The following is a 3959-nucleotide window of genomic DNA, read 5'->3' on the forward strand; positions in this document are numbered from 1 at the left end:
CGGCGAGTTGCCCGTCGGGGTCGGCCGCCAGCGGGGCGGCCGACCGGTCCGCGGCGCCGGCCACCGCGCGGACGAACTCGTGGTCGAGCGGGGTGGACAAGGTCAGTCCTTCAGACCGGCGTTGATGTCGGCGCCCATGACGTAGCGCTGGAAGACCAGGAAGATGACGATCAGCGGGATCATCGAGATGACCGAAGCGCCCAGCAGGACCGACCAGTTGATGTTCTGCGCGCCGACGATGCTCTGGATGCCGATCTGCACGGTGAACTTGTTCGGGTCGTTCAGCATCAGCAGCGGCCAGATGTAGTCGTTCCAACGCCACTGGAAGGACAGGATGGCGAGGGTCAGCATGATGGGCCGGGAGAGCGGCACCATGATCCGCAGGAAGATCGACAGTTCGCGGGCGCCGTCGATGCGTGCGGCTTCCACGAGTTCGTCGGGGACCGTGATGAAGAACTGGCGGAACATGAAGCAGCCGGTCGCGGTGAGCACGGCCGGGAGGATGATGCCGGCGAACGAGTTGTAGAGGCCGAGGTTGCGGACCACCAGGAACTCGGGGGCGAGCATGACCTCGCCGGGCAGCATCGTGGTGGCCAGGATGCAGATGAAGAACGCCTTGAGCCATCTGTTGTCGTACTTCGCCAGCGCGTACCCGGTGCAGCAGCTGACGCCCACCGTGAGGATCGTCGTGATCACGCACACGATGGTCGTGTTGATGAAGTACTGGGAGAAGTTGGCACTGCGCCACGCCTGGGAGTAACCCGACAGGGTGGGGTTGTGCGGGATGAAGGTCAGCGGATAGGAGAACAGGTCCCCGGCCGGCTTGAGGGAGCTGAGGATGAACCACAGCACCGGCAGGCCGTAGAGGCACGCCAGGATCCACAGCAATGTCGTCGCGGGTACGGCCCGTCGGAGCCCACCACTGCTCGCACCGCGGGGTCGCTTCTTGGAAACGGACCGTCCGGAACCGGCGTCGACCTTGCGCGGCATGTCTGTGGTTGTCATCGGTTCTCCACCCGCCGGTTGACGATCAGCTGGATGATCGCGACGGCCATCAGGATGAGCATGAGCACGAACGACGCGGCGCTCGCGTAGCCGATCTGGCCCCGTTGGAAGCCGGTCTGATAGATGTACTGGACCAGCAGGTTGTTCGAGGTTCCGGGTCCGCCGTTGTTGAGGGAGACGAACACCGGGTACTCCTTCATCGCGTTGATCGTGTTGAGCAGGATCACGATGAACGAGGTGGGCGCGATGCTCGGCAGCGTGATGCTGATGAACTGGCGCCAGGGGCCGGCGCCGTCGAGCGAGGCCGCCTCGTAGTACGACACCGGCACGTTCTTGATCGCCGCGATGAACAGCAGCATCGAGAAGCCCGTCCAGGCCCAGGACGCCGCGAACACCACCACGATCAGCGAGAGGTCCGCGTTCGACTGCCACGGAACGGCCGACCCGCCGAGCTTCTCGATGACGTAGTTGACCAGTCCGAAGTTCTCGCCGAACAGCCACCGCCACAGGACACCCACGACGATGGGCGACAGCAGCCACGGGATGAAGAAGATGACACGGGCGACGGACGCACCCTTGGCGTTCTTGCTCACCACCAGGTTGGCGGCGAGCAGCGAGAGCGCGAAGTTCAGCGGCACGAAGAGCACGGCGTACAGCAGCGTCCGGGTCAGCGCGTCGTAGAAGGTGGAGTCCCCGAACAGGCTGTGGTAGTTGTCCAGTCCGATGAACTGGAACGCCCCCACACCGGTGTAGTTCGTGAAGGAGTAGACGAGCCCGATCACCGCCGGCCACACGAAGAACAGTGCGAAGAGCACGACATTGGCCGCGATGAGGACGAGCGGCGCGAGGGTGTAGGTGCTGCGTCGTTTCCTGGGCGGCCTCACGGACACGTCCGCGGCGCTTTTTGTCATCTTCCTGACTTCCGTGCTGGTGGATGGATTGCTGTGGGCTCACGCCGTGAGCCCGGCATCACGCGGGCGGCCAGGGCCGGGCGGCGGTGTCTCGATCCCGCCGCCCGGGCCCTTGGGCCTACGATCAGCCGCCGACCGCCGTGTTGTAGCCGTCCACGATGTTCTGCAGTGCCTTGTCGGTCGACTGCTGGCCGTTGATCGCCTTGCCGAGCTCCGTCTTGGTCGGGTCGGTGGCGAGGCTCTTGCCCTTCAGCACCCAGGCCGTCTGCGCGCCGTTGAAGTAGCCCGAGATCGGGGCGTACAGCGGGATCTCCTCGTTGTACAGCTTGAACGCCGCCTGCGCCGCCGCGGACTTGAAGGGGTACTTCGGGCTCAGACCGCTCTCGACCGGGAGGAACCCGGAGGCCTGGACCAGCTCGGTGTAGTGCGCCGGCTCGTACACCCAGGACAGGAACTTCTGCGCGGCGGTGGACGCGGCGCCGTTGTTGTTGAAGCCCACCATCATGCCGCCGCTGTTGACGTCGCTGGCCTGCACCGGCTGGGCGGGGGTCGGGACGCTCGCCCACTCGAACTTCTTGATGCTGTCCGCGAAGGAGGCGACCTGCCAGACACCGGACCAGTAGGCGACGACGTCACCGCTCTGGAACATGGCGGACGGGTCGGCGCCGCTGGTCCACACCGACTTCGGCATGGTCTTGTCGTCGTTGAGTCCGACGAAGTACTTCACGGCCTTCTTGGTCGCGTCGTCCACCGAGAACTTGCCGGAGGAGTCCGCGTGGACGTACTTGCCGCCCATCTCGTACACCATGGCGCGGAGCCGGGACGGCGACTGGTCGAAGGTCAGGGAGTACTTGGCGCCGGTCTTCTCGCGGACCTTGTTGGCCGCCGCGATGAACTCGGTCCAGGTCCAGGTGTCCGAGGGCGAGGCCGGGACGGCGACGCCGGCCTTCTCGAACAGCGACTTGTTGATGAACAGACCGGAGGCGGTGACGTCCGAGGGGATGGCCAGCACCTTGCCGGACGAGTCCTTGGCGAGGAAGTTGGAGTTGATCTTGTTGGTCTTGTTGTTGGCGATGGAGCTGAGGTCGATCAGCTTGCTCGACCAGATCGGGTCCAGCGCGGGCACGTCCGCCACGTCGGGCAGGGAGTTCGCCTGCGCGGCGTTGTGCAGCTTCGTCGGGTACCCGTCGTAGGGAATGTTGACGAGCTTGACGTTGACGCCCGTTTCCTTCTTGTACTGCGCCACCAGCTTCTTCCAGCCCGCGTCCTGCCCCGGGACCGTGGAGATCCAGAAGGTCAGCGACTTGGAGGTGCCGCCCGAACCGGACCCCGACCCGCAGGCGGAGAGGAGCAGGGCACCAGACATTGCGACGGCAGCGAGGGGAACCAGGCGGCGCATGCCGCCGCGGCCGAGTCGGCTAGAGCGCCGCACACCCACAGTGGTCATCTTCGATCCCTTTTTCGTCGTAGGGGACGGAGCACGGCGCCGACCGATGCGGCACGGGTGCATTTTGCAGGAAGGTTCACTTTCCGGGGGCGCGGCCTCGCCCGGCCGCGTCATCCACACGGGGCGAGATCCCCGGCCGTCATGGCCGTCACCGCACAAGCACACCCTCGTGCGGTTGCCGTACGTCGCGTACGGGCTGAGAAGACTCACCCCAAGTCGGCGTCCCGACCGACTTAGAAAGCGCTTGTCCGGACATTGGCAGACCAAGTCGGAGGCCGTCAATCCTTCGCCCCCGCACCATCGGTCACGGTTTGGACTCCTCTGGCGACCGCGAGCCGCGCGGCACCCACCACGGTGCCGAGATCGCCGACCGTGCTGCTCACCACCTCGGTGGGCCAGCTCAATCGCCCCAGCTCGGCCCGCACCCCGGGCAGCAGCTGCGGGTCCGTGCCCGTGCTGCCGCCCAGGACGATCAGTCCCGGGTCCAGTACGGCGGCCACGGCGGCGGCGAGTCTGCCCACGTCGGCGGCGTGGCGGCCGACCAGGGCACACGCCGTGGCCTGCCCCTGCCGGGCAAGGGCGAAGAGCTGGTCGGC

General features: G+C 66.1%; 4 protein-coding genes. All 4 read right to left on the reverse strand.

What is annotated here, in order from left to right:
* Positions 1-102: 102 nt before the first annotated feature.
* The gene (locus R6V09_RS47800; protein WP_317887723.1) at positions 103-1005 is read right to left on the reverse strand and encodes a carbohydrate ABC transporter permease; all 903 of its coding nucleotides are present in this window, start codon (positions 1003-1005) and stop codon (positions 103-105) included.
* Positions 1002-1916, reverse strand: coding sequence for a carbohydrate ABC transporter permease (locus tag R6V09_RS47805; RefSeq protein WP_317887724.1), 915 nt, complete (start codon positions 1914-1916; stop codon positions 1002-1004). The genes R6V09_RS47800 and R6V09_RS47805 overlap by 4 nt, the downstream gene beginning before the upstream one ends.
* 124 nt (positions 1917-2040) lie before the next feature.
* Positions 2041-3363 (reverse strand): ABC transporter substrate-binding protein, encoded by a 1323-nt coding sequence (locus R6V09_RS47810; RefSeq protein WP_317887725.1) that lies wholly within the window; start codon positions 3361-3363, stop codon positions 2041-2043.
* A 278-nt stretch (positions 3364-3641) separates the two neighbouring features.
* Positions 3642-3959, reverse strand: a 318-nt coding sequence (locus R6V09_RS47815; RefSeq protein ID WP_317887726.1) for an ROK family protein, incomplete at its 5' end; no start/stop codon positions are given.

This window comes from Streptomyces sp. W16, assembly GCF_033194735.1.
In the GTDB taxonomy this organism is placed as follows: domain Bacteria; phylum Actinomycetota; class Actinomycetes; order Streptomycetales; family Streptomycetaceae; genus Streptomyces.

Excerpts from the sequence above, each read along its gene's own strand:
- R6V09_RS47810 (WP_317887725.1), bottom strand. The coding sequence starts at position 3,363 with ATGACCACTGTGGGTGTGCGGCGCTCTAGCCGACTCGGCCGCGGCGGC.
- R6V09_RS47800 (WP_317887723.1), bottom strand. The coding sequence starts at position 1,005 with ATGACAACCACAGACATGCCGCGCAAGGTCGACGCCGGTTCCGGACGG.
- R6V09_RS47805 (WP_317887724.1), bottom strand. The coding sequence starts at position 1,916 with ATGACAAAAAGCGCCGCGGACGTGTCCGTGAGGCCGCCCAGGAAACGA.